The organism is Bradyrhizobium sp. WSM1417 (assembly GCF_000515415.1).
Classification (GTDB): Bacteria; Pseudomonadota; Alphaproteobacteria; order Rhizobiales; family Xanthobacteraceae; genus Bradyrhizobium.
Genome location: NZ_KI911783.1, coordinates 3,562,744 through 3,586,819, shown reverse-complemented (window position 1 = coordinate 3,586,819; position 24,076 = coordinate 3,562,744). Strand labels below are relative to the sequence as shown.

Genomic DNA, 24,076 nt, shown 5'->3' with positions numbered 1-24,076 from the left:
CTGCCCCCGCATCATACTCATTGCAGGAGCGGGGACCGCAAGTCGAGGGTCAGCGGAAACTCATTTGTGCGTTCCTCGGGCGGCGGCTGCATCGGGCCCGGCGTATGGCCGTGGTCCTGGAAGCGCGCCAGCCGCCGCGCCTCGGCCTCGTAGGTGTTGACGGGCTTGGTGTCGTAGCTGCGACCGCCGGGATGGGCGACGTGATAGACGCAGCCGCCGAGCGAGCGGCCGTTCCAGGTGTCGATGAGGTCGAATGTCAGGGGCGCGTGAACGGGAATGGTCGGATGCAGGCCGGAGGCCGGCTGCCAGGCCTTGAAGCGGACGCCGGCCACGGCCTCGCCGGAGCGGCCGGTCGCGGTCATCGGCAGGCGGCGGCCGTTGCAGGTGACGATGTGGCGGCCCTCGACGAAGCCTTCCGCCTTGACCTGGAGCCGCTCGACCGACGAGTCGACATAACGCACGGTACCGCCGGCCGAGCCCTCCTCGCCGAGCACGTGCCAGGGCTCCAGCGCCTGCCGCAGCTCCAGCGTCACGCCGCCATGATGGATGCGGCCGAAAGCGGGGAAGCGGAATTCGAGCTGGGCCAGATACCATTCAGGCTCGAACGGATAGCCGGACTGCTTCAACTCGGTCAGCACTTCGAGGAAATCTTCCCAGATGAAGTGCGGCAGCATGAAGCGGTCGTGCAGCGCGGTGCCCCAACGCACGAACTTGCCTTGTTGCGGCTCGCGCCAGAATTTTGCGATCAGCGCGCGGATCAGCAGCTGCTGCGCCAGCGACATGCGCGGATCCGGCGGCATTTCGAGCGCGCGGAATTCGACCAGGCCGAGGCGGCCGGTCGTGCCATCAGGTGAATAGAGCTTGTCGATGCAGATCTCGGCGCGATGGGTGTTGCCGGTGATGTCGACGAGGAGATGCCGGAACAAGCGATCCACCAGCCACAGCGGCGCCTGAACGCCCGGCGGCGGCACGTGCGTGAGCGCGACCTCGAGCTCGTAAATGCTGTCGTGGCGGGCTTCGTCGATCCGCGGCGCCTGGCTGGTCGGGCCAATGAACAGGCCGGAGAAGAAATAGGACAGCGCCGGATGGCGCTGCCAGTGCAGCACCAGGCTCTTCAACAGATCAGGCCGGCGCAGGAACGGCGAGTCCTGCGGGCTCGAGCCGCCGACCACGACGTGATTGCCGCCGCCGGTGCCGGTGTGGCGGCCGTCGACCAGGAAGCGATTGGCGCCGAGGCGTGTCTTGCCGGCATCCTCATAGAGCCCGACGGTGATGTCGACCGCCTCGCGCCAGTTCTTTGCCGGCTGCACGTTGACCTCGATCACGCCGGGATCGGGCGTGACCTTGATGACGTCGACACGCGGATCGAACGGCGGCGGATAACCCTCGACGTGGACCTGAAGCTGCATCTCCTCGGCCGTCGCTTCGAGCGCCGCGATCATCTCGAGATAATCCTCGATCTGCTCGACCGGCGGCATGAAGGCACAGAGCACGCCGTCGCGGACCTCGACCGACATCGCGGTGCGAACCGGGACGGTGGTGTTGAGCTCTTCGGGCTCGAGCCGCTCCGGCGAGTCCGGACGCGCCGGAAGGCTGAACACCGGCAGCTTGCCGCGGTCCTCCATCGGGTCTCGCTCGACGATGTAGGGATATTGATCAGGCGGGACATAGCCGAGCGAGTCCAGCGGCAGGCGCAAGCCGAGCGGCGAATCCCCCGGCATCAGGAACAGATGACTGCGCCGGAGCTGCCAGCGCTCGCTGCGCCAGCGTGGTGCCGCATTCCAGCGCTGCACCGGCAGCACGAAGCCGCGAGGATTGTTGAGCCCCTGCTCGAACACCCGCGCCATCCGCGCGCGGGCCTCCGGATCGGATAATTTGGAATCGGAGGGATCGACGTTGACGGGAAGCTCGGATTCCTTCTGCAGCCAGTACGCGGTGTCCTCATAGGCCGGCATGATGTAGCCGGGATCGAGGCCAAGCCGCAGCGCCGTGCCCTCCACGAACGCCTTGACGTCCTTGGCCTGCGCCGGCCGCGGATTTTCGATGCTGGCGATGAGGTCGGCATTCTTCCAGATCGGCACGCCGTCCTTGCGCCAGTACAGACCAAACGCCCAGCGCGGCAGGCTTTCGCCGGGATACCATTTGCCCTGACCGAAGTGCAGCAGGCCCCCGGGTCCGAAACGCGCGCGCAGGCGGCGGATCAGATCGTCGGCGAGCCCGCGCTTGGTCGGACCGACCGCGTCCGTGTTCCACTCGGCGCCTTCGAGATCATCGACGGAGACGAAGGTCGGCTCGCCGCCCATGGTCAGACGCACGTCCTGCGCCGCAAGATCGCCGTCGACCTGCTCGCCGAGATCGTTGAGCCGTATCCAGGATTCGTCGGAGAATGGTTTTGTGATGCGCGGCGCCTCGCGAATGCGCTTGACGCTCATGTCGAAGGCGAATTCGACCTCGGCAAAGCCCGCGCCGCCGGAGATCGGCGCGGCCGAGCGGTAGTGCGGTGTCGCGGCGACTGGGATGTGGCCCTCGCCCGCAAGCATGCCCGAGGTCGCGTCGAAGCCGATCCAGCCTGCGCCCGGCAGGTAGACCTCGGCCCAGGCGTGCAAATCGGTGAAATCATTCTCGACCTCCGGCGGCCCCTCGATCGGATCGATGTCGGGACGGACCTGGATCAGGTAGCCGGAGACAAAACGGGCGGCGAGACCGAGATGACGGAAGGTCTGGATCAGAAGCCAGGCGGAGTCGCGGCACGAGCCGGCCGCGGAGGAGAGCGTCTCCTCGGGCGTCTGCACGCCCGCCTCCATGCGGATGACGTAGCCGATCCTTTTCTGCAGCTCCCTGTTGAGATCGACCAGGAAGTTGACGGTGTTCGGGGCTTCGTGCGGGATCGTGTCGAGATATTTCGCGAACAGCCGATCGGGCTTGACGGTCTCGAGATACGGCGCGAGTTCCGTCTTGAGATCTTGCGGATATTCGAACGGAAAGCTGTCGGCATAGGGTTCGACGAAGAAGTCGAACGGATTGACCGTGGTCATCTGGGCCGTGAAATCGACCTCGATCTTGAGCTCGGTCGTCTTCTCCGGGAAGACGTAACGCGCGATCCAATTGCCTAGCGGATCCTGCTGCCAGTTCACGAAATGATTGGCCGGAGTGACCTTGAGCGAATAGCTCAGGATCGGCGTGCGGGTATGCGGCGCCGGCCGCAGACGAATGGTCTGCGGGCCAAGATCGATCGGGCGGTCGTATTTGTAGTGCGTGACGTGGTGTAATGCGACGTAGATCGACACGGGGTGCGGTACTCCAGCAGCTTTTTTGAGCAGAACACCGCTGGTGACCTCGATCAAGCACTAACAACGGGCAAAGGGTGCCTACGCAAGGTGCGGGCGGTCGCTTTCTTCCTTCTCCCCTTGCGGGAGAAGGTAGCGCGAAGCGCCGGATGAGGGGTACGTCTCCGCGAATTCCGGCGTGAGAGGTGCGCGCGGAGAGAGACCCCTCACCCGTCTCGCCGCTGAGCGGCGAGCCACCCTCTCCCACAACGGGAGAGGGTTAGCAGAGTGCTCCTGCATCGAAGGCTTACGCCGCTGACGTCAGCCGTTGTAGGAACTGCGTCACCTCGCGCCGGAGCGTCTCGACCTCGCCATGGACGCGTTCGGAGGCGCTGTTGACGCGGCTCGCCACACGGCCGGTGTCGGCGGCGGCTTCGCTGATGCCCGTGACGTTGGAGGACATTTGCGAGGTGCCGGTCGAAGCTTCCTGGACGTTGCGGGCGATCTCGCGGGTGGCGAGACCCTGCTGCTCGATCGAGGTCGCGATCGAGGCGGTGATGGCGTTGATCTCGGTGATGGTCTGCGCGATCGCCTCGACGGCGGCGACCGAATTGGTGGTCGATTGCTGCATCTCGCCGACCTTGGCGCTGATCTCCTCGGTCGCCTTCGCGGTCTGGTTGGCGAGGCTCTTGACCTCGGATGCGACCACGGCGAAGCCACGGCCGGCCTCGCCTGCCCGCGCGGCCTCGATGGTGGCGTTGAGCGCCAAGAGATTAGTCTGCTCGGCGATTTCGCTGATCAGCTTGACCACGTCGCCGATCCGCATCGCCGCATCCGCGAGCGTGCGGATCTCGCTGCCGGCACGATTGGCTTCGTTCACCGCCCGCCCCGTGCTCGTGGTCGAGCCGGCCACCTGGCGGGTGATCTCGGCGATCGACGATGCGAGCTGCTCCGCGGCGCTCGCGACGGTGGCGACGTTGCGCGATGCCTGGTCGGACGCGCTGAGCACGCCGGAGGTCTGCCGGCTGGTCTTCTCGGCCGCCGCCGCCATCTGGCCGGCGTCGGATTCGAGATCGGTCGCCGCGCCCATCAGAGTGCCGGCGACCTGGTCGAGATGCGTGCCGAACTGCTTTGCGAGGTCCGCGATCTCGACCACGCGACGGCCGAGGCTGTCGGTGCCGGAATTGATGACGGTGGCTGAACGGCGGAACGAGCCGGGTAATCCGCGCGCGAGGATCTTGCGGAAATATTTGCCGCGGCTCGCATAGTCCATCGACGCCGAAGCTTCCCGCAAATAGGCATCGGTGATGTCGAGCATGTCGTTGACCGACTTCTGAATGGCGCCGATCCGTCCGGCCTGGCGGTTGCTGAGGATGCGCGCCTCGAGGTCGCCACCTGCGGCCTTGCGGCACACGTCTGCCACCTCGTCGACGGCCGCCGCCGTGCGGTGCTGGCACCAGACGGCATAACCGAGCAGCACGACCGTGACGCCAAGCAACGCCGCGCCGGAAATTCCGGCCGCACCGGTCAGCGAGAGCACGAACGCGACGACGGCAAGAACGGATGCGAGCGCGGTCGCTCCCTGCGCTTTAGAGAGAGAGCACAAATTCATCGTAACCGACACCCTGTTGCTTGAGCAGCCCAACCATCGCCTCGAAGCTCGCATGCATGCCGGCCTTGGCATTGGCATGCCGCGCCTCTTCCGCACACAGCGCCTTGTAGATCGGCTTGATACGCTCGATCTGCGCGGGATCGGGTTTGCGACGGTTGGAGTGATAGCCGACGATATTGCCACGCTCGTCGAATGTCGGCGTGACGTGGGCGAACACCCAGTAATGGCTGCCGTCCTTTGCGAGATTGACGACGTAGGCGAAGATCTCCTGCCTGGACTGAAGCGTGTCCCACAACAGCTTGAAGACGGAGCGTGGCATCTCGGGGTGGCGGATCAGGCTGTGGGGGGCGCCCATCAGCTCCTGCCAGGAGTACTTCGCCATGCGGATGAAGACATCGTTGGCGTAGGTGATGCGGCCCTTGAGATCGGTCTTCGACACGATCAGCTCCTCCTCTCCGAGGAGATTTTCCACGCCGGTCGGCCGTATCGCACGCGTCATCGTTGACGAATCCTCACGAAGGGCGAACGCCCCACATGAGTGGAGCTCGCATCCGTTCAGGGATTACGGCAGAAGATGTTAATCAGGTGTGACCGCGGGAACCGCCGTGATCACTTGCCGGCTCCGTATCATTACTTAGGAGCATCGCTTGTAGTGTTCAGCTACCGCCGACGCGCAACGAGGGATTACATCGTCGCGCCCAGCACCCAGGGCGCGAACTCGGCGCCGCCGAAATCAAAACTCTCGCTCTTGGTCGGCTGTCCGGACGCGGTCTTGAGGATGAGATCGAAAATGCGCTGGCCGCACTGCTGGACGCTCTCCTCGCCTTCGAGGATGGTGCCGCAATTGACGTCCATGTCCTCTTCCATGCGCTTGTACATGGGCGTGTTGGTCGCGAGCTTGATCGAGGGCGCCGGCTTGCAGCCGAACACGCTGCCGCGGCCCGTGGTGAAGCAGACCAGATTGGCGCCGCCGGCGACCTGCCCGGTCGCGGCAACGGGATCGTAGCCAGGCGTGTCCATGAACACGAAACCCTTCTTGGTGATGGGTTCGGCGTAACGCAGCACCTCGACGAGATTGGTGGTGCCGGCCTTGGCCATCGCGCCGAGCGACTTCTCCAAAATGGTGGTGAGACCGCCGGCCTTGTTGCCCGGGCTCGGATTGGCGTTCATCTCGGCGCCTTCGCGCGTCGTGTATTCGTCCCACCAGCGCATGAGATCGACCAGCTTCTCGCCGACCTCGCGGCTGACGGCGCGGCGCGTGAGCAGATGCTCGGCGCCATAGGTCTCCGGCGTCTCCGACAGGATCACAGTGCCGCCGTGACGCACGATGAGATCGCTGGCCGCACCCAGCGCCGGATTGGCGGAAACGCCGGAATAGCCATCCGAGCCGCCGCATTGCAGCGCTACGGTCAGTTCGCTCACCGGCACGGCCTCGCGCTTGACCTTGTTGGAATCCGCGAGTGCCTCGCGCACGAAGGCAATGCCGGCTTCCACCGTCTTGCGGGTGCCGCCGACCTCCTGGATGTCCATCGCGCGCAGACGTCCGGCGAGCTTCTGCTCTTCCATCAAGCCGCCGATCTGGTTCACCTCGCAGCCGAGGCCGAGCACAATGACGTGGGAGAAGTTCACGTGGCGCGCATAGCCACCGAGCGTGCGGCGGAGCAGCGCCAGGGGCTCGTTCTGCGTCATGCCGCAACCGGTCTTGTGGGTCAGCGCGACCACGCCGTCGACATTGGGGAAATCGGCCAGCGGATTGTCGCCGGTGAAGGGATTTTTCTTGAACACGTCGGCGACGAGGCTCGCGACATGCGCGCTGCAATTCACCGAAGTCAGGATGCCGATGTAGTTGCGCGTGGCGACGCGGCCGTCCGGGCGGCGGATGCCTTCGAAGCTTGCCGGCAGATCGAAATTCGGCGTCGGCTTGACGTCGGCGCAATAGGCATAGTCCTTGGCGAAATCGCCCATGCCGCAGTTCTGCACGTGCACGTGCTGGCCCGGCGCGATCGGCGTGGTCGCGAAGCCGATGATCTGGCCGTAGCGGATCACCGGCTCGCCCAATGCGATCGGCTTGATCGCGACCTTGTGGCCGGAGGGAATGCGCTCGACCGTGGTCACGCCGTCGGCGACTACCGTTCCCGGAGGCAAGCTCGCGCGCGCGATCAGCACGCCATCATCGGGATGGAGGCGAATGACGGGGCTGATAGTCATGGGAGGTCTCCTTGGTCTTCTTTTCTTCACCTCTCCCCGTTCTTACGGGGAGAGGTCGGATCGCGCCCGGCGATGCATCGTCCGGGGCGATCCGGGTGAGGGGCAAGCGGCGCGCTCGATCGTTAGATTAGATCGTGTTGAGAGAGCCCCTCACCCTGACCCTCTCCCCGTAAGAACGGGGAGAGGGAAAAGTGAAAGAGCTCAGGCCTTGCCGCCGGAATCCTTCCGGGTGGCGTTGACCTGCATCTTGGCGTAGGTCGTCATCAGGCCGACCTCGTTCGAGAGCGTCACCAGCTTGAAGCCCATGTTGATGGCGCGCGCGGCACCTTCGGCGCCGCTGCAATGGATGCCCGGGTTGAGGCCGCGCTTGCCGCACTCCTTGATGATCTTCTCGTAGATCGCCAGGATTTCGGGCTCGGTGCGATCGAGCTTCGGTTCGAGGCCATAGGAGAAGCCGAGGTCGGACGGGCCGATATAGACGCCGTCGATGCCTTCGACGTCGAAGATCGCTTCCATGTTCTCGACCGCGGTTTTGGTCTCCATCATCGGCAGCAGCACGATGTCGTCGTTAGCCGTCTTCTGGTAGGAGCCCGCGGTGCCGTACATGCCGGCGCGGATCGGGCCGTTGGAGCGCACGCCCTTTGGCGGATATTTGGCATAGGAAACGAGATTCCTGGCTTCCTGCGGCGTGTTGACCATCGGGCAGATCACGCCATAGGCGCCGCCATCGAGCACCTTGCCGATGATGCCGGGCTCGTTCCAGGGCACGCGGACCATCGGCGTGATCGGATGCTTGTCCATCGCCTGGAAGCACTGCACCATCGACAGATAATCCTGCACGCCGTGCTGCATGTCGACGGTGACGCTGTCGAAGCCGCATTGCGCGATCATCTCGGCCGAGAAGCCCGAGGGAATCGCGAGCCACGCGTTGACCACGGCCTTGCCCGACTTCCAGATTTCCTTGACCTTGTTCGCCACGTTGCCTTCCTTCTTTGTTGTTCGGACCGTGTTATTTGGACCGTGTGATTTGGACTATCGTCACCATGACGAGCGTCGCGACAGCACAACCGCTGTTACCGCGAACTGGCGCGTCGCGCTACGCTCGCAATGACGCAAGACCTATGCGGTCGCCCTCTGGATGCTGACTTCGCTGACGCCGACCTCGCGGGCGGTATTCACTATTGCGGCCCAGGTGTCATCCGGCAAGGGGATGCCGTTTCGGGTGCGCTCAGCCCGGGTTTTCCGCTCGGGATCGCCGGGAATCAGCACCTGATCGACCCCGGCCACCGGCTTGGTGGTACGGATGAAGTCGGCATAGCGCGACACCTCTGCGTCGAAGACATGGGAGGTATCGACCACTTTCGGGTCGACGTAGAAGGCCAGCATGCCGTTGGCGAAGCGCCGACCGCCGGACGTGGCCCCGGTTCCAGTCAATGCGCCGCCGAGCAGCTCGCAAATGAAGGCAAGGCCCGAACCCTTGTGCTCGCCGAACGCACGGATCGCGCCCGTTCCCTTCGTGTGATCGCGCGGCCCATCCGGCGTGTAGGGGCCGTAGAGCACGGCCGGCTCCTCGCTCAGGCTGCCGTCGGCATCGACCAGCGCGTCCTTCGGCAACTTCTTGCCGCCGCGGCTTGCGACCAGCACCTTGCCCTCAGCCACGACCGAGGTTGCAAAGTCCAGCACGATCGGATCCTGGCCCTCGCGCGGAATGCCGACGCAATAGGGTGCGGTGGAGAGCCGTTTCTCCACGCCGCCGAACGGCGCCACCAGCAACGAGCCTGCGGCATTGACGAAATGAACCGAGATCAGTCCTTCGGCGGCGGCCATCTCGGCCCAATCGCCGACCCGGCCGATATGGCCGGCATTGCGCAGCGCGACTGCGGCAAGTCCCGCCTTCCTGCACTTCTCGATGCCGATCCGGACCGCTTGCGGCGTCACGGTCTGGCCGTAGCCGAACTTGCCGTCGATCACCGCGAGCGAAGGCGTGTCGAGCACCAATTCGGCGTTCTGGTTGGGCACGACCGCGCCGGACTTCTGCCAGCGAATATAGACGGGGACGCGGATCACGCCGTGGCTGTCATGGCCGGTCAGATTCGCCGCGGTTAGATAAGTGGCGATGCGCCGGGCTTCGTCGGGCGACGACTGCGCATGCGCGAAGACCTCGGTGACGAAGTCGATCAGCTTCTGAACCTGGATGGTGACCATGAGGGTCTGTTTGCCTCTACCTCGCCGCCGATTTTGCAGTCATCGGCTTGAGCGGCACTTGAGCGAAAAAAAGCGGCGATGTCCATGATTGTTGCCGCGCGCTTGCGCATATCTGCTTTCACTCCTCGGCACTTGCCTCCTCGCTCGCGCCGAGCCCTGCAAGACTCTGTTCGAGTTCGCCGAGCATCTCCTGCAACTCGACGAGCTTGCGCGCGCCGAAGCGGCGCGTGATCTCCGCATAGATCGCTTCGGAGGACGGCGCGACGGAGGCCATCAGCTTCACGCCCTTTTCCGAGATCGAGACCATGCTGCGGCGCTGGTCCGCCTTCGCGGTCTTGCGCTCGATCAAATTGCGCGCCTCCAGATCGCGCAAGATCCGCGACAGGCTCGGTCCGAGCAGGAACGCGGTGCGCGCCAGTTCCGTGACCTCGACCGTGTCGATCGCCGCGAGCGCGCGCAGAATGCGCCATTGCTGCTCGGTCAGGCCATGCTCGCGCAGCGAGGGACGGAATTGCCGCATCACGGCTTCGCGTGCCCGCAGCAACGACATTGGCAGCGAACGCGAGAAGTCACGCATCGGCACCTGCCGCACGGCGGGCTCGCTTCCGTTCGCAGGATCAGCCGGTCTCTTCACCATGACGCCCCTTCAAGCCGCGAAATGTTTGCAGTGCAGCAAGCCAATTTGCGATTGACGCATTCACTTAACATGTTAAGTATCCTCCCGCACCACGATTTGTAAGATCACAAATGGCGCTTTCCAACGACGATATCCGAGCTTGCGCGAGCCGTCTGCATCAGGCGGAGAAGACCCGCACGCAGATCCGGCAGCTCTCGCAGGACTTCCCCGCCATCAGCATCGCTGACGCCTACGCGATTCAGAAGGCCTGGGTCGACGTCAAGATTGCCGAGGGGCGCATCGTCAGGGGCCACAAGATCGGCCTGACCTCGAAGGCGATGCAGAGCGCGCTCGGCATCAACGAGCCGGATTCCGGCGTGTTGATCGACGACATGTTCTTCGCGGATGGTGGCCTCGTCCCGACCGAGCGCTTCATCGCGACACGCGTGGAAGCCGAGCTCGCCTTCGTCATGAGCAAGCGCCTCGCGGGCCCCGGCTGCACGCTGTTCGACGTGCTCAACGCCACCGACTTCGTGGTGCCGGCGCTGGAGATTCTGGACACGCGCATCGAGCGCGTCGATCCCCAGACCAAAGCGACGCGAAAGATCTTCGACACCATCGCCGATAACGCGGCCAACGCCGGCATCGTGCTCGGCGGACGGCCGATCCGCCCGCTGGATGCCGATCTGCGCTGGATCGGTGCGTTGTGTTTCAAGAACGGCCAGCTCGAAGAGACCGGCCTTGCCGCCGGCGTGCTCAATCATCCCGCAACGGCCGTTGCCTGGCTCGCCAACAAGATCGCACCGCTCGGCCTTGCGCTCGAGCCCGGACAGATCGTGCTCGCCGGCTCCTTCATCCGCCCGATCGAGACCCGCAAGGGCGACACAATTCAAGCCGATTATGGCGCCTACGGCTCGGTCAGCTGCTACTTCGCCTAGACGAACAAAAAGACAGGGAGTGAAACCGCGATGCCGCATTTCACGATCGAATATTCGGCCAATCTCGACGACCGCCTCGACATCGGCGCGGCGTGCGAGGTGGTGCGCAAGGCCGCGGTCGAGACCGGCATCTTCCCGCTTGGCGGCATCCGCGTCCGCGCCGTCAGATGCGAGCATTATGCGATCGCGGACGCGCGGCAAGATTACGGCTTTCTCGACATGGTGCTGCGCATCGGCGAAGGCCGCGATCTGCCAACACGCAAGAAGGCCGGCGAGCAAATCTTCCAGGCGCTCTCCCGGCATCTCGATCCTGTGTTTGCAAGCTGCAAATTCGCCCTCTCGTTCGACATGCAGATCAACGACAAGGACACGAGCTGGAAGCGCAACAACATCCACCACGCCCTGAAAGCGGAGGCCGCCCATGGATAAGCCCACGCCGAAAACCGATGTGTTCCAGGCCAATCGCGACCGCATCGCACCGCTGCTGAAGACGCTGCGCGCCGACGGCATCGGCCACATGATCGACGGCAAGATCGTGCCGTCGATCTCAGGCGAGACGTTCGAGACGAAATCGCCGGTCGACGGCGCGACGCTGGCCAGCGTCGCGCGTGGCAATGCCGAAGACGTCGATCGCGCCGCCACCGCTGCTGCGCTGGCCTTCAAGTCCTGGCGCGACATGGCGCCGGCGATGCGGAAGAAGCTGCTGCATCGCGTCGCCGACGCCATCGAGGACAATGCCGAAGACATCGCGGTGCTCGAATGCATCGACACCGGCCAGGCCTATCGCTTCATGGCCAAGGCCGCGATCCGCGCCGCCGAGAATTTCCGCTTCTTTGCCGATCGATGCGGCGAGGCGCGCGACGGCCAGAACACGCCGAGCGACGAGCATTGGAACGTCTCGACGCGCGTGCCGATCGGCCCGGTCGGCGTGATCACGCCGTGGAATACACCGTTCATGCTTTCGACCTGGAAGATCGCCCCTGCCCTCGCCGCCGGCTGCACCGTCGTGCACAAGCCGGCCGAGTGGTCGCCGATCACGGCGGCTATTCTTGCGAAGCTCGTCAAGGAAGCCGGCGTGCCCGACGGCGTGCTCAACACCGTGCACGGCTTTGGCGAAGAGGCCGGCAAGGCGCTGACCGAGCATCCCGCCATCAAGGCCATCGGCTTCGTCGGCGAAAGCTCGACGGGATCCGCGATCATGGTTCAGGGCGCGCCGACCTTGAAGCGCGTGCATTTCGAGCTCGGCGGCAAGAACCCCGTGATCGTGTTCGACGACGCCGATCTCGAGCGCGCGCTCGATGCGGTCGTGTTCATGATCTACTCGCTCAACGGCGAGCGCTGCACGTCGTCGAGCCGCCTGCTGATCCAGGCCGGCATCGCCGAAAAGTTCACCGAGAAACTCACGGCGCGCGTGAAGGCGCTGAAGGTCGGCCATCCCCTCGATCCCGCCACCGAAATCGGGCCGCTGATCCACGAGCGGCATCTGGCAAAGGTGTGCTCGTATTTCGACGTCGCACGCCAGGACGGCGCGACGATTGCGGTCGGCGGCAAGGCTTATGACGGGCCGGGCGGCGGACATTATGTCGAGCCGACGCTGGTGACCGGCGCGCATGGCAAGATGCGCGTGGCGCAGGAAGAGGTGTTCGGCCCCTTCCTCACCGTGCTCCCCTTCAAGGACGAAGCAGACGCGATCGAGATCGCCAATGACATCCGCTATGGCCTGACCGGCTATGTCTGGACCAACGATGTCGGCCGCGCGCTGCGTGTCGCAGATGCGCTGGAAGCCGGCATGATCTGGCTGAACTCGGAAAACGTCCGCCATCTGCCGACGCCGTTCGGCGGCATGAAGGCATCAGGCATCGGCCGCGATGGCGGCGATTACTCGTTCGATTTCTACATGGAAACCAAGCACGTCTCGCTGGCGCGGGGCACGCACAAGATTCAGAAGCTGGGAATCTAACGCTCGCGTCCCTCGACGCGCGGAGCGTGGACGGGGAATGGCGGGGTCTAGAGAGGGGAAACGCAATGCCCGTACCGCAACATATCTTCGAGCCGCCGTTCAACATCATCCGCTCCAGCCACGCCGTGCTGGACGTGACCGATCTGAAGCTCAGCCGCGAGTTCTATGAAAGCGTTGTCGGCCTGCATGTCGAGGACGCCGACGACAAGGTCGTCTATTTGCGCGCCGCCGAGGAGCACCAGCATCACTCCCTGGTGTTGCGCAAGGCGGCGGCGCCCGCCTGCAACCGCCTCGGCTTCAAGGTCGGCAACGACGGGGATCTGGACAAGGCTGCGAAGTTCCTGTCCGAGAACGGCCTTGGCTACGCCTTCGTCGATCAGCCGTTCCAGGGCCGCACGCTGCAGTTCACCGACCCCTTCGGCTTCCAGATCGAGCTATATGCGTCGATGGACCGGCGGCCGCACCTGCTGCGCCGCTACGATCTCTACAGGGGCTGCCATCCGCAGCGGCTCGACCATTTCAACGTGTTCGCCGCCGAAGTGCAGGACACCGTCGAATTCTATGCCCGGCTCGGCTTTCGCCTCACGGAATACGCCGAGGAGGACGGACCGAACGGGCGCATCGCCGCGGCCTGGATGCATCGCAAGGGCAATGTCCACGACTTTGCCATCACCAACGGCAAGGGCCCGCGGCTGCACCACTTTGCCTACTGGACGCCGACGGCGATGAACATCATCCATCTCTGCGACGTCATGGCCTCGCAGGGTTTCGTGAAGAACATCGAGCGCGGTCCCGGCCGCCACGGCATCTCGAATGCGTTCTTCCTCTACGTCCGCGACCCCGATGGACACCGGCTCGAGCTCTACACCAGCGACTATTTCACCGGCGACCACGACCACGAGCCGCTGCGCTGGTCGCTGCGCGATCCGCGCCGCCAGACATTGTGGGGCGCGCCTGCCCCGCGCTCCTGGTTCGAGCAGGGCTCGCCGTTCGCTGGCCAAGCCGTTCGTGAGCCGAAGTTCGTGGCCGACGTGCTGGTGGCGGATTAAGCAATGAACCTTCCTCGCCTCGCCACCTATTCCGTCAAGGGTGCCATCCGCTACGGCGCCGTCGTGGACGGCGGCATTGTCGATCTCTCCGCGCGCCACGCAAAAGACTATCCGACGCTGCGCGAGGTGATCGCCGCAGGAAAGCTCGCGAGCCTCGCCGAGGAGGCCGCCGGCCGCACGCCCGATCACGCGCTCGGTGACGTCATCTGGCTGCCGCCGGTGCCCGCGCCGGAAAAGATCATCTGCATCGGCGTCAACTATCCCGACCGCAATGCCGAGTACAAGGACGGCCAGGACGCGCCGAAATATCCGAGCATGTTTATGCGCTCGCCGCGCTCCTTCGTCGGCCACGACACGCCGCTGGTGCGCCCGCGCGCCTCCGCGCAGCTTGACTACGAGGGCGAGATCGTGCTGGTGGTCGGCAAGGCTGGCCGGCACATTGCGGAAAGTTCGGCGCTCGGTCACATCGCCGCGCTGACGCTCTGCAATGAAGGCTCGGTACGCGACTGGCTGCGACATGCCAAGTTCAACGTCACGCAGGGCAAGAACTTCGATTCCAGCGGCAGCCTCGGCCCATGGCTTGTGCCCTACACGCAGGAATGGCAGGTCGCCGACATCCGCCTCACCACGCATGTCAACGGCGAGCTGCGGCAGGACGACCGCACCAGCCGGCTGATGTTTCCGTTCCGCTATCTCATCAGCTATATCTCGACCTTCGCAACGCTCGTTCCCGGCGACGTCATCGTCACGGGCACGCCGACCGGCGCCGGTGCGCGGTTCGACCCGCCGCGTTACCTGAAACCCGGCGATGTTATCGAAGTCGCGGCCGAGGGCATCGGATCTCTGCGCAACGGCGTCGTCGACGAAGCCTGAACACCGATTGAAATGGAATAGTGCCATGACCACCCTCACCGGCGGCGAAGCAATCGTAAGCGGCCTTGTCGCCCACGGCGTCGATACTGTATTCGGCCTGCCCGGCGCGCAGGTCTACGGCCTGTTCGACGCCTTCCACCAGGCGCAGCTCAAGGTGATCGGCGCGCGGCACGAGCAGGCCTGCGGCTACATGGCGTTCGGCTATGCGCGTTCCAGTGGCAGGCCCGGCGTGTTCAGCGTGGTACCCGGCCCCGGCGTGCTCAACGCCAGCGCCGCGCTGCTCACCGCGTTCGGCTGCAACGAGCCGGTGCTATGCGTCACCGGCCAGGTGCCGACGCAGTTTCTGGGCAAGGGCCGCGGCCATCTGCACGAGATGCCGGATCAGCTCGCGACCTTGCGCACCTATGTGAAATGGGCGGACCGCATCGAATATCCCGGCAACGCGCCGACCACGGTCGCGCGCGCCTTCCAGGAGATGACGTCCGGACGGCGTGGCCCCGCCTCGGTCGAGATGCCTTGGGACGTCTTCACCCAACGCGCGGACACGGCTGCAGCACAGGTGCTGGAGCCCTTGCCCGCGCCGCAGCCCGACCCTGATATGATCAAGCAGGCGGCCGCGCTGATCAGGAACAGCAAGGCGCCGATGATCTTTGTCGGCAGCGGCGCGATCGAAGCGCGCGAGGAGATTCTCGAACTCGCCGAGATGATCGACGCCCCTGTCGTCGCCTTCCGCAGCGGTCGCGGCATCGTCTCCAATGCGCATGAGCTTGGGCTCACCATGGCGGCGGCCTACAGGCTGTGGCCGACAACCGATTTGATGATCGCAATCGGCACGCGCGCCGAGCTGCCGGCGTCGGGCTTCCGCTGGCCGTATCAGCCGAAGGGGCTGAAATCCATTCGTGTCGACATCGATCCGGCCGAGATGCGCCGGCTCGCCTCCGATGTCGCTATCGTCGCCGACGCCAAGGCCGGCACGGCCGATCTCGTCACAGCCGTGACGAAGGCCGGCTATGCCAGGACCAGCGGCCGGCGGGGAGAGATCCGCGAGGCGACTGCGACGGCGCAAGCCGAGATCCAGCGCATCCAGCCGCAGATGGCGTATCTCAACATCCTGCGCGAGGTGCTGCCGGCGAACGCGATCGTGACCGATGAATTGTCCCAGTTCGGCTTCGCCTCCTGGTACGGCTTTCCGATCTACGAGCCGCGCACCTTCATCACATCAGGCTATCAGGGCACGCTCGGCTCGGGCTTCCCGACCGCGCTCGGGGCCAAGGTCGCCAATCCCGACAAGCCGGTGGTGGCGATCACCGGCGACGGCGGCTTCATGTTCGGCGTGCAGGAGCTTGCCACCGCCGTGCAGTTCAACATCGGCGTGGTGACGCTGGTGTTCAACAACAACGCCTACGGCAATGTCCGCCGCGACCAGCGCGAGCGCTTCGACGGCCGCGTGGTGGCGTCCGATCTGGTCAACCCGGATTTCGTCAAGCTCGCGGAGTCCTTCGGCGTCGCATCCGCCCGCGTCACTGCGCCGGACCAGTTCAAGGCGGCGATGGAGAAGGCGCTGGCCCATGGCGGGCCCTATCTGATCTCGGTGGAAGTGATGCGGGATTCGGAAGTCAGCCCGTGGGCGTTCATTCACCCGCCGAAGCCCTAGTCATCCTCATGGTGAGGAGGCGCGAAGCGCCGTCTCGAACCATGAAGGCCTCCCGCTGCTGCAGCTCGGCCTTCCTCCTTCGAGACGCTTGCTTCGCAAGCTCCTCAGGATGAGGGGATGGGTCAGCGCGTCCTGCGAAACGTCAGATTGATCCGCTTAGGCCCGAGCAACGCATGTTTACCGTCGGCCAGCGGCGCGACGCCGTGATAGGCGAGCCGTGACGGCCCGCCCCAGACCACGACATCGCCATGGACCAAGCGGAAGCGGCGCGGCTTGTCGCTGCGTGCCATGCCGCCGAACAGGAAGGTCGCAGGCAGCCCAAGTGAGACCGAGACGATCGGCGCTGAATAATCCAGCTCGTCCTTGTCCTGATGCAATGACAGCCGCGTGCCGGGCTCGTAGCGGTTGACGAGGCAGGCATCGGGCGCGAAGCCGGTAAAGTCGCCCTGCTCCGCGGCGCGCAAAGCCAGATCGCGGAGCACGGGCGGCATCGCCGGCCATGGCGCGCTCGTTCGCGGGTCAATGGGATCATAGCGATAGCCGGTGTGGTCGGTGATCCAGCCGCGCTCGCCGCAATTGGTCATAGCGACCGACATCAAATGGCCGCCGGGCGTAGTCATGCGGCGGAACGGCGACTGCGCCACGATGGCGCGGACGGCTTCGATCAGATCGCTCTCGATCGGCTTGACGAAACCGCGCAGCAGCACGGCGCCATCGGCGATCTGCTCGCGCGATGGCTGGGCTTCGGCGACATGATCGAACAAATCCGCCATCAGCGGCAGCGTCTATTTCGCATCGTGAAAGATCACACCCAGCGTGTGGCGCTGGCCAGAGCGAATCCGGCTGACGCCATGGCGCAGATTAACGCGGTAGGTGCCGCGTGTCCCCTGCACCGGGCGGTGATGCACGGCAAAAGCAACCGCGTCGCCCTGCGCGAGCGGAACCACTTCGGCGCGGGACTGCATGCGCGGGCGCTGCTCGGTCAGCACGAATTCGCCGCCGGTGAAATCGCGACCGGGCTCGGACAAGAGGATCGCAACCTGGAGCGGGAACACGTGCTCGCCATAGAGATCCTGATGCAAGCAGTTGAAATCGCCGGCCTCGTATTGCAGCAGCAGCGGCGTCGGTCGCGCTTGGCCTGCCTCGTGGCACCGCTTCAGGAACGCCGCGTGTTCGGCGGGATAGCGGATGTCGATCCCCATCGCCTCGTTCCAGCGATTGGCGATGCCCTGGAGGTGCGCGTAGAGCGCCGGGCGCAGCTGTGCGATCACATCGGGCAGCGGATAGGAAAAATATTTGTACTCGCCGCGGCCAAAGCCGTGGCGGCCCATGACGATGCGGCTGCGGAAGTTGGCGTCGTCGGGATAGAGCGCGGCGACGGCGCGGCACTGATCCGGCGTGAGCAGGCTCTTCAGGAGCGCGCAGCCCTGGGTGTCGAGTTCGCCGGTGATCTGGAGCCAGTCGAGGGCATCGACGCGGGCGGCGGGGTCCGTGGCTGACTTATGAGGCGATTTGCGTGCTGTTGCTGTCATGGCTCTGACCTTCGCAAGACCGCCCCGTCCTCTACCACCCGATTTCCGTCTCTCTCCCCGTCATTGCGAGCGGAGCGAAGCAATCCAGGGGCCTCCGCGGAACCAGTCTGGATTGCTTCGTCGCAAGGGCTCCTCGCAATGACGGCGGAGAGAGTTCCGCTCGCAATGACAGCGGAGAGACCTTAGCCCCTCACGGGCAGCGTCAGCACGTCATAGCCGTGCTTGATCGTGCGCTTCAGCACCGGGTCTTCCAGCTCGAAATCGAAACGGTCGGCGGGGCGGATACCGCCCTTCGCCGCAAACGTACCGCCGAACATGGCGCAGCCGTCGGGGAATTTCCCTCCCTCGAAGCCACGCGCGATCAAGTCAGCGACCGGCAGCATCGCATCGAGCGTGCCCTCCTGATAGAGCACGCGCTCGCCCTTGATCGTGGCCCAGGAGCGCAGGACCATCCGGTCCCAGTGGCCGATGACGTCCTCGAGCTCCCACAGCGTGGATGCGATCGGCTTGTCGCACATCTGCTTGGATACCGTGACGTTGTAGGCCTCGACCTTGCGGTCGGTGTGGTCGGAACCGCAGCCGACGAAAATGCGACCCTGCCAGCCGATCAGCACGAACTCGACCTCGCCGCTGGAATCGCCGCCAGTGCATTCGATGCTGTCTTCCATCGTCAGCCGTCGTGCCGAGGCGCGATAGTAGATCGGCGTCGAGGCCGGCGGGGCGATACCCATCTCCTGCAACTCGGCAATGTGCTTGTCGCGCGCGACCGGATCGCGGCCGGTCCAGCCCGCGATAACCATCTGGTCGATCGCCAGCGTCAGCGGCGTGGTGGTGTCCTGGGCGTCAACGGTGAAAGTCAGGTCAAACACGAAGTACGGCCTCCATGCCGGCAGCAAGCTCGAAGATACGGCGGTCCGATCCGCCCGCGCCCGCCAGCATCAGGCCGACCGGAATCTCGCCCTCGCGATGCGCAGGCAGCGAGATGGCGCAGCCGTCGATCATGTTGATCAGGGTGCAGTTACGGAGCGCCCGCAGGTTTTCCTTGGTGAATGCCTTGTCGTCGGCAAGGTCCGAAATTTTCGGCGGCGTGTTGGCGGTGGTCGGCAGCACCAGCGCGTCATAGGGCGCGATGCGCGCATTGACGCGGGCGATCAGCGAGCGGCGCTCGTGGAGAAGATCGATGTAGTCCGCCGCGCTCTGCGCCTCGCCACGCATGATGCGGACGGAGACTCTGGGATCATAGACGTCGCCCTTGGACGTGAGAAGATAGCGATGCCAGGCATAGCTTTCGGACGCCGCAAAGCCGCCCTTGGCGTTCATTGGCCCGATGTCGTGGAATTCGGCCATCTCGATGCGCTCGATGATCGCACCGTGATCGGCAAGGCTCTTGAGCGCACGCTCGAATGTCCCGGCCACAGCCGCGTCGAGGTCATCGAGCGCGATCGTGGTCGGTACCGCCAACCGCATGCCCTTGACAGGCCGCGGCTTCAGCGGGGCGATCGTCTCGTTGGCGAGCGCGGCATCGAGAATGGCACAGCAACTGACCGATCGTGCCAGCGGCCCGATGCTGTCGAGCGAGAACGACAGCGGCACGGCCCCCTCGAGCGGCACGCGCCGCTGCGTCGGCTTGTAGCCGACGATGCCGTTATAGGCCGCCGGAATCCGGCAGGAGCCGCCAGTGTCGGTACCGAGCGCGCCATGCGCCATGCCGTCGAGCACGGAGACCGCGGCGCCCGAGGACGAGCCGCCGGGCACGTGGCCCGCGGCCCGGTTCCAGGCGCCCTTTGGCGTGCCGTAATGCGGATTGATGCCGATGCCGGAATAGGCGAACTCGGTCATGTTGGTGCGCCCGATCACGACGAAGCCGGCCTTGCGCAACCGCGCCACCGTGGGGGCATCCTGTTCGGCCGGCGAGGAATCGTCGAGCGCGCGGGAGCCGGCGCGCGTCACCTGGCCCTTGATGTCGAAGAGATCCTTGATCGAGACCGGGATACCGGCATAGCGCGACGGCGCTGCCCTCACCTTGCGCAAACCGTCCATCGCATCCGCCGCCGCGAGCGCGGCGTCCTTGTCGACATGGATGAAGGCACGCTGCCCCTCGCCGGCCGGATCGGCGATTTTGGCGAGGCAAGTCTCGACCAGCTTGCGGGAGCTGGTGCGGCCGCTTTCGAGGTCTTCGGCGAGCTTTGTCAGTGTCGAAAAATCAGGCATGTCTGTCTCACGGAATATTTGCGCGCAATGTATAGCGCTGCCTCACTTCGACACAAGCATTGTGCGCATGATGGCATGCATGCGCATTGCTGGACCGTTGACGCGCCATGGTCGATTGTCGCATCAAGATCGCAACAGCCGAGCTCAGCTTGGCCTTGGGAGGACCTGCCGAGATGGCCGAACCGCAGCGCGCGCGACCGAAACCGACGCCGGAGACCCAGCATTTCTGGGACGGCACCAAGGCGGGCGAGTTGCGCCTGCAGCGCTGCGACGCCTGCGCGCATGTCTATTTCCCGCCGCGCCCGTTCTGCCCGTCCTGCGCCTCGCGCGACGTCAGCATCTTCAAGGCGAGCGGCAAGGGCTTTCTCTACAGCTACGTGATCAACCACCGTCCCGCCGCGCCCGGCTTCACGCCGCCCTACGCGATTGCGGTAGTCGAGCTCGACGAGGGGCCGCGACTGATGAGCAACATCATCGACTGCCCGCAGACGCCGGAGGCGCTCGAGCTCGACATGAAGCTCGAGGTCGCCTTCGAGGCGCTCGACGACAAGATCACCCTCCCCGTATTCCGTCCGGCGAAGGGGTAAGCCCATGCGCAGAAATCAGGTTGCCGTCGTCGGCGCGGCCGAGACCACCGAGCTCGGTGTCATCCCCAACGTCTCGCAGCTCCAGCTTCATGCGGATGCGGCGCTCAATGCCATTGCCGATGCCGGGCTGAAGCTGTCCGACATCGACGGTTTCGCCACCGCGGTCGAGACACCGCAGCAGGTCTGCCACTATCTCGGCATCAAACCGACCTGGGTGGACGGCACCTCGGTCGGCGGCTGCTCCTTCATGCTGCACGTCCGCCATGCCGCCGCGGCGATCGAGGCCGGCCTGTGCAAGACCGTGCTGATCACCCATGCCGAGAGCGGCAAGTCGATGATCGGCAAGGCGCCGCGCTCGATTCCCGCCGACAGCCTGCAAGGCCAGTTCGAGGCGCCGTTCGGCGTCTACGGCCCGCCCAGCATGTTCCCGATCCCCGTGCTGCGCTTCATGAAGACCTATGGCATCACGCACGAGCAACTCGCCTCGGTCGCGGTGGTGCAGCGGGAATGGGCGGCGAAGAATCCGCGCGCGATGATGAAGGACCCGATCACGGTCGCAGACGTCCTCAACTCGCGCATGATCGCCTATCCGTTCCGCCTGCTGCAATGCTGTCTCGTCACCGACGGCGGCGGCGCGCTGATCCTGACCTCGGCGGACCGTGCCAAGGATTTTCCGCGCAAGCCCGTCTACATCATGGGCACCGGCGAGAGCGTGGAGACGCCGATGGTCAGCCAAATGGAGACGTTCAACTCCTCGCGCGCGTTCAAGACCGCGGGACCGCTGGCGTTCAGGGAGGCCGGCATCGCCCACAAGGATGTCGACCATCTCATGATCTACGACGCCTTTGCGCATCTGCCGCTGTTCGGCCTCGGCGATCTCGGCTTCATGCCGTATGAGGAGACCGGCAAGTTCATCGCCGACGGCAACACGCGCCCGGGCGGCAAGCTTCCGCTCAACACCAATGGCGGCGGATTGAGCTACATGCATTCGGGCATGTACGGCATGTACGCGCTCCAGGAGAGCGTGCGGCAGATGCGCGGCATCGCGCCGGCACAGGTCGCCAACGCGAAGATTTCGGTGTGCCACGGCGTCGGCGGCATGTTCGCCGCGTCGGGCACGATCGTGTTTACGAACGAGAGGTAATCCCACATGACGAAATCACTGCAAGACAAGGTCATCATCGTCACCGGCGCAGGCCGCGGCATCGGGCGGGAGATCGCGCTGCTTTGCGCCGGCGAAGGCGCCAAGGTCGTCGTCAACGATCCCGGCGTCGCCGCTGACGGCGCCGGCACCAGCGCCACACCCGCCGAGGAAGTGGTCGAGGAGATCAAGAAGCGCGGCGGCACCGCCGTCGCCAATTTCGAGTCGGTGGCCGAAGCGATCCCGGCCAGCAAGATCGTGAAGACCGCGACCGATCATTTCGGCCGGCTCGACGGCGTGGTCAACAATGCCGGCATTTTGCGCGACATGATCTTCCACAAGATGAGCGTGGAAGCGTTCGAGGCCGTCATCAAGGTGCATTTGATGGGCTCGTTCTACGTCAGCCACGCCGCAGCGCGAATCTTCCGCGAGCAGGAGAGCGGCTCGTTCGTGCACTTCACCTCGACCTCCGGCCTGATCGGCAATTTCGGGCAAGCCAACTACGCCGCCGCCAAGCTCGGCATCGTCGGCCTGTCGAAGTCGATTGCGCTCGACATGGGCCGCTTCAACGTTCGCTCCAACTGCGTCTCGCCGTTCGCCTGGACCCGCATGATCGGCACTATCCCGACCGAGACCGAAGCCGAGAAGGCACGGGTCGAGAAGATCAAGCAGATGGGCCCGGAGAAGATCGCGCCGGTCTGCGCCTATCTGCTCTCCGATGCCGCCAAGGACGTGTCCGGGCAGATCTTTGGCGCACGCATGAACGAGCTGTTCCTGTTCAGCCAGAACCGTCCGCTGCGCTCGGTACATCGCAGCGAAGGCTGGACGCCGCAATCGATCGCGGAACACGGCATGCCGGCGCTGAAGGGCTCGTTCTACAAGCTCGACCGTTCCGCCGACATCTTCCCCTGGGATCCCGTGTAAACGATTCCACTTTGCTGCATTGCGATCTCCGGTTGTCCAGCCGGGGATCGCCCGCTTTACGCCCGATTGCAGGCGGACAGTTTTCTCCCAAACAACAAAATGGGAGGCGACTATGACAAACCCACTGACCATCTCTACCGACGTCAATGAGCCTGTTCTCGCGCGCCGCACCCTGCTGAAGGGCGCGGCAGCAGTCGCGGCGACGGGCGTCACCATGACTGCAGCCCTGGGGGCGTCCGTGACGCCCTTGGGCCAGACGGGTGCACCGACAAGATCGACCGCGCCGCTGCCGTTGGGACCGCTGCCAGGCAGCCGCTACCCAGACGCCCATTTGGAATCGGCCAAGAAGGGGCCGCCATCGTTTGGGCCCCCCGGCTTTCCCGCCTTTGCCGGCACCATGGCCGTCGAGCGCGTCGCAACGGGCTTCCGCTGGGCCGAGGGGCCAGTATATTTCGCGGCCGGGCGATACCTGCTGTTCAGCGACATTCCGAACAATCGCATCATGCGCTTCTCGGAGGACGACGGCCACGTCAGTGTCTATCGCCAGCCCTCGATGAACTCGAACGGCAACACGATTGATCGCGAAGGACGCCTGATCACGTGCGAGCACAGCGGTCGGCGCGTGACGCGCACCGAACTCGACGGCTCGATCACCATCATCGCCGACAAGTTCAATGGCAAGCGACTGAACTCGCCCAACGATGCGGTCGTGACGGCCGATGGCGCAATCTGGTTCACCGATCCCGCCTACGGCATCGGCGGTTTCTACGAAGGAATCAAGGCCGAGCCCGAGCAGGAGAAGAAGAACGTCTACCGGGTCGATCCGAAGTCCGGAGAGGTCAAGGTCGTTGTCGACGACTTTGTCGAGCCGAACGGACTCGCTATTTCGCCGGACGAGAAGAAGCTCTACATCTGCGACACCGGTTTCACCGACGGGCCGGACAATCCATCCCATATCCGCGTGTTCGATCTCGACGTCGCCGGGGGCAAGGTCTCGAACAGCAAGGTGTTCGCAGAGATGCCAAAACCGAGCATCACCGATGGCGTCCGCTGCGACACCGAAGGACGCGTCTGGTGCTCGGTGGGCTGGGGGGACGCAAACGAAGACGGCGTACGCTGCTACACGCCCTCCGGCGAGTTGCTGGGCAAGATTCATATTCCGGAAACCGTCGCTAATTTGTGCTTCGGCGGTCAGCAGCGAAATAGGCTCTATATTTGTGGCTCGACATCGCTCTATGCCGTCTACACCAGCGTACAGGGCGCGATGAAGCCGTGAGCGATTAATAGAGTGGCGAGTAGC

Annotated in this window: 21 protein-coding genes; 10 read left to right on the top strand and 11 right to left on the bottom strand. The window is 64.8% G+C overall.

What is annotated here, in order from left to right:
- Positions 1-17: 17 nt before the first annotated feature.
- From BRA1417_RS0117245 to hpaR, 7 genes are all read right to left on the bottom strand, one after another.
- Positions 18-3,287 carry a DUF2126 domain-containing protein gene (locus BRA1417_RS0117245; RefSeq protein ID WP_027516835.1) on the bottom strand — a complete coding sequence of 1,090 codons (3,270 nt, stop codon included), beginning with the start codon at positions 3,285-3,287 and terminating at the stop codon, positions 18-20.
- A gap of 286 nt (positions 3,288-3,573) precedes the next feature.
- Positions 3,574-4,878 carry a methyl-accepting chemotaxis protein gene (locus tag BRA1417_RS0117240; protein ID WP_027516834.1) on the bottom strand — a complete coding sequence of 435 codons (1,305 nt, stop codon included), beginning with the start codon at positions 4,876-4,878 and terminating at the stop codon, positions 3,574-3,576.
- Positions 4,856-5,377, bottom strand: coding sequence for a PAS domain-containing protein (locus BRA1417_RS0117235; protein ID WP_027516833.1), 522 nt, complete (start codon positions 5,375-5,377; stop codon positions 4,856-4,858). The genes BRA1417_RS0117240 and BRA1417_RS0117235 overlap by 23 nt, the downstream gene beginning before the upstream one ends.
- Positions 5,378-5,562: 185 nt before the next feature.
- Complete coding sequence (locus BRA1417_RS0117230) at positions 5,563-7,086, bottom strand: UxaA family hydrolase (protein WP_027516832.1); 1,524 nt, start codon at positions 7,084-7,086, stop codon at positions 5,563-5,565.
- Positions 7,087-7,287: 201 nt separating this feature from the next.
- Positions 7,288-8,064, bottom strand: a complete 777-nt coding sequence (locus tag BRA1417_RS0117225) for an HpcH/HpaI aldolase/citrate lyase family protein (RefSeq protein WP_018456947.1) — start codon at positions 8,062-8,064, stop codon at positions 7,288-7,290.
- Positions 8,065-8,205: 141 nt separating this feature from the next.
- Positions 8,206-9,291, bottom strand: coding sequence for a malate/lactate/ureidoglycolate dehydrogenase (locus tag BRA1417_RS0117220; protein ID WP_027516831.1), 1,086 nt, complete (start codon positions 9,289-9,291; stop codon positions 8,206-8,208).
- A 118-nt stretch (positions 9,292-9,409) separates the two neighbouring features.
- The gene (hpaR, locus tag BRA1417_RS0117215) at positions 9,410-9,928 is read right to left on the bottom strand and encodes a homoprotocatechuate degradation operon regulator HpaR (RefSeq protein ID WP_027516830.1); all 519 of its coding nucleotides are present in this window, start codon (positions 9,926-9,928) and stop codon (positions 9,410-9,412) included.
- Between the two features lie 110 nt (positions 9,929-10,038).
- On the opposite strand from hpaR, the gene hpaH reads away from it, so the two are divergent.
- The 6 genes from hpaH (at position 10,039) to BRA1417_RS0117185 (ending at position 16,381) form a co-directional block, all read left to right on the top strand.
- A complete protein-coding gene (gene hpaH, locus BRA1417_RS0117210; RefSeq protein WP_027516829.1) occupies positions 10,039-10,845 on the top strand; it encodes a 2-oxo-hept-4-ene-1,7-dioate hydratase in 807 nt (268 codons plus the stop codon).
- 30 nt (positions 10,846-10,875) lie between these two features.
- Positions 10,876-11,274, top strand: coding sequence for a 5-carboxymethyl-2-hydroxymuconate Delta-isomerase (locus BRA1417_RS0117205; protein ID WP_027516828.1), 399 nt, complete (start codon positions 10,876-10,878; stop codon positions 11,272-11,274).
- Positions 11,267-12,805, top strand: a complete 1,539-nt coding sequence (gene hpaE / locus BRA1417_RS0117200; protein WP_027516827.1) for a 5-carboxymethyl-2-hydroxymuconate semialdehyde dehydrogenase — start codon at positions 11,267-11,269, stop codon at positions 12,803-12,805. The genes BRA1417_RS0117205 and hpaE overlap by 8 nt, the downstream gene beginning before the upstream one ends.
- 65 nt (positions 12,806-12,870) lie before the next feature.
- Positions 12,871-13,854, top strand: a complete 984-nt coding sequence (gene hpaD / locus BRA1417_RS0117195; protein WP_018456952.1) for a 3,4-dihydroxyphenylacetate 2,3-dioxygenase — start codon at positions 12,871-12,873, stop codon at positions 13,852-13,854.
- Positions 13,855-13,857: 3 nt separating this feature from the next.
- Positions 13,858-14,727, top strand: a complete 870-nt coding sequence (locus tag BRA1417_RS0117190) for a fumarylacetoacetate hydrolase family protein (protein ID WP_027516826.1) — start codon at positions 13,858-13,860, stop codon at positions 14,725-14,727.
- 25 nt (positions 14,728-14,752) lie between these two features.
- The gene (locus BRA1417_RS0117185; protein WP_027516825.1) at positions 14,753-16,381 is read left to right on the top strand and encodes a thiamine pyrophosphate-dependent enzyme; all 1,629 of its coding nucleotides are present in this window, start codon (positions 14,753-14,755) and stop codon (positions 16,379-16,381) included.
- 122 nt (positions 16,382-16,503) lie between these two features.
- Here the strand turns inward: BRA1417_RS0117185 and alkB are convergent, their stop codons facing one another.
- The 4 genes from alkB to BRA1417_RS0117165 all read right to left on the bottom strand — a co-directional run bounded on the left by alkB (position 16,504) and on the right by BRA1417_RS0117165 (position 20,124).
- Complete coding sequence (gene alkB / locus BRA1417_RS0117180; protein ID WP_027516824.1) at positions 16,504-17,157, bottom strand: DNA oxidative demethylase AlkB; 654 nt, start codon at positions 17,155-17,157, stop codon at positions 16,504-16,506.
- Positions 17,158-17,166: 9 nt separating this feature from the next.
- Positions 17,167-17,913 carry a 2OG-Fe(II) oxygenase gene (locus BRA1417_RS0117175; RefSeq protein WP_027516823.1) on the bottom strand — a complete coding sequence of 249 codons (747 nt, stop codon included), beginning with the start codon at positions 17,911-17,913 and terminating at the stop codon, positions 17,167-17,169.
- 182 nt (positions 17,914-18,095) lie between these two features.
- The gene (locus BRA1417_RS0117170; RefSeq protein ID WP_027516822.1) at positions 18,096-18,782 is read right to left on the bottom strand and encodes a DUF2848 domain-containing protein; all 687 of its coding nucleotides are present in this window, start codon (positions 18,780-18,782) and stop codon (positions 18,096-18,098) included.
- Positions 18,775-20,124 carry an amidase gene (locus tag BRA1417_RS0117165; protein WP_027516821.1) on the bottom strand — a complete coding sequence of 450 codons (1,350 nt, stop codon included), beginning with the start codon at positions 20,122-20,124 and terminating at the stop codon, positions 18,775-18,777. Before BRA1417_RS0117165 ends, BRA1417_RS0117170 begins: the two co-directional genes overlap by 8 nt.
- Before the next feature lie 173 nt (positions 20,125-20,297).
- Between BRA1417_RS0117165 and BRA1417_RS0117160 the strand changes: the two genes are divergently transcribed.
- The 4 genes from BRA1417_RS0117160 to BRA1417_RS0117145 all read left to right on the top strand — a co-directional run bounded on the left by BRA1417_RS0117160 (position 20,298) and on the right by BRA1417_RS0117145 (position 24,052).
- Complete coding sequence (locus BRA1417_RS0117160) at positions 20,298-20,711, top strand: Zn-ribbon domain-containing OB-fold protein (protein ID WP_027516820.1); 414 nt, start codon at positions 20,298-20,300, stop codon at positions 20,709-20,711.
- A gap of 4 nt (positions 20,712-20,715) precedes the next feature.
- Positions 20,716-21,855 carry a thiolase gene (locus BRA1417_RS0117155; protein WP_027516819.1) on the top strand — a complete coding sequence of 380 codons (1,140 nt, stop codon included), beginning with the start codon at positions 20,716-20,718 and terminating at the stop codon, positions 21,853-21,855.
- 6 nt (positions 21,856-21,861) lie between these two features.
- On the top strand, positions 21,862-22,776 hold the full coding sequence (locus BRA1417_RS0117150; protein ID WP_027516818.1) for an SDR family oxidoreductase: 915 nt from the start codon (positions 21,862-21,864) through the stop codon (positions 22,774-22,776).
- A gap of 112 nt (positions 22,777-22,888) precedes the next feature.
- Positions 22,889-24,052: an SMP-30/gluconolactonase/LRE family protein gene (locus BRA1417_RS0117145; protein ID WP_027516817.1), complete on the top strand. Its 1,164-nt coding sequence runs from the start codon at positions 22,889-22,891 to the stop codon at positions 24,050-24,052.
- Positions 24,053-24,076 lie beyond the last annotated feature (24 nt).